Below are 1,376 nucleotides of genomic sequence, written 5' to 3'. Positions count from 1 at the left end.
CTCCACCATCGAGGGGGCAAAGAGGCAGGCCCCCCCCCCCGAGACCGAACCCGCCCAGGTCCAGGAGGTGGCCCGGGCCCGCGGCATCAGCACCGCGCAGGTCCGACTCGCCTGGACGCTGCACCGCGGCCCGCACGTCCTCGCCATCCCCGGCACCGGCGACGTGGCCCACTTGGAGGACAACATCGCCGCCGGCGCCGTCCGGCTGACGGCGGAGGAACTGGCCCTGCTGGACCAGGCCCACACCGGCTGACCGGAACCACCGCCGGCCCGGCTGCGTCGCTCCGTCACATCACCCGTCCTTGAGGAGCCCCGCCGCATGTCCGACACAGCCACCCGCTACCTCTACCTCGCCCGCCACGGCGAAGCCGCCCCGGACGGCAGCGGCCTCACCGCCGCCGGCCGCCGCCAGGCCGTCCTCCTCGGCCGCCGGCTCGCCGACCGGCCGCTCACGGCGGTGCACCACGGCCCGCTGCCCCGGGCCGTGCAGACCGCACGGCTGATCGGCGAGCAACTGGGCGGCGGGGTGGCGGTGTCGGTCTGCGAGGAGGCCGGTGACTACGTCCCGCACCTGCCCCCGGGCAGTGAACTACCCGAGGACAGTGCGGAGTTCCTGCTGCACTTCCTCGCCGACACCACGGCCGAGGAGGCCGCGCACGGCCGGGCCCTGGCCCGCCGGGCCGCCGCCCGGTTCACCGGCCCGGTCGAGGGAGCGCAGGACCGGCACGAACTGGTCGTCACCCACGCCTTCCTGATCGGCTGGCTCGTCCGCCACACCCTCGACGCCCCCGCCTGGCGCTGGCTCGGACTCAACGCTGCCAACGCCGCCCTCACCGTCCTCCGCTTCGCCCCCGGCCGCCCCTCCTCGGTGCTCCTGCTCAACGACCAGGCCCACCTGCCGGAGGAACTTCGCTGGACGGGCTTCCCGCCGGAGCTGCGGATCTGAGGGCCCGCCGACCGCGGGCAGGCGGCGGAGCCCGCAGCCGAACGGACGGGGTGTCAGCGCATGCCTCCGGAAGCGAGGATGACGTCCCCGGTGATCCAGCGCGCGTCCTCGGAAGCCAGGAAGGTCACCAGCGGGCCGTAGTCGTCCGGGGTGCCCGTTCGCCCCAGCGGGGTGTCGGCGATCGCCTGCGCTTCCTGGGCCGAGCCGGGGAATCCCATGGCCCTGGTGCCCTCGGTGTCCGACGGTCCGGGCATGATCGCGTTGACCCGGATGCCGCGCGGGCCCAGTTCCTTGGCCGCGACGATGGTGAACGCGTTGACCGCGCTCTTGGAGGCGACGTAGAGCGAGGCGTACGGCGGGTGGGTGAGCGTGCCGGCCGTCGAGACGTTGATGATCGACGCGGCGCCGATGTCGTCCTGCGCGGCCAGGG

General features: G+C 74.6%; 3 protein-coding genes. 2 read left to right on the top strand and 1 reads right to left on the bottom strand.

Going from position 1 to position 1,376, the window contains the following annotated elements; all coding sequences use genetic code 11:
- Positions 1-253 (top strand): aldo/keto reductase (locus ACFQ87_RS46475; RefSeq protein WP_380617091.1); only part of this gene is annotated, 253 nt, incomplete at its 5' end.
- A gap of 66 nt (positions 254-319) precedes the next feature.
- Positions 320-946, top strand: coding sequence for a histidine phosphatase family protein (locus ACFQ87_RS46470; protein ID WP_380617090.1), 627 nt, complete (start codon positions 320-322; stop codon positions 944-946).
- Positions 947-999: 53 nt separating this feature from the next.
- On the opposite strand, the gene ACFQ87_RS46465 is transcribed toward ACFQ87_RS46470, so the two are convergent.
- Positions 1,000-1,376: SDR family NAD(P)-dependent oxidoreductase (locus tag ACFQ87_RS46465; RefSeq protein WP_380617089.1), on the bottom strand; the 377-nt coding region annotated here is incomplete at its 5' end.

This window comes from Kitasatospora sp. NPDC056531 (assembly GCF_042794375.1).
Taxonomy (GTDB): domain Bacteria; phylum Actinomycetota; class Actinomycetes; order Streptomycetales; family Streptomycetaceae; genus Kitasatospora.
This window is presented reverse-complemented; position numbering and strand designations above follow the sequence as displayed.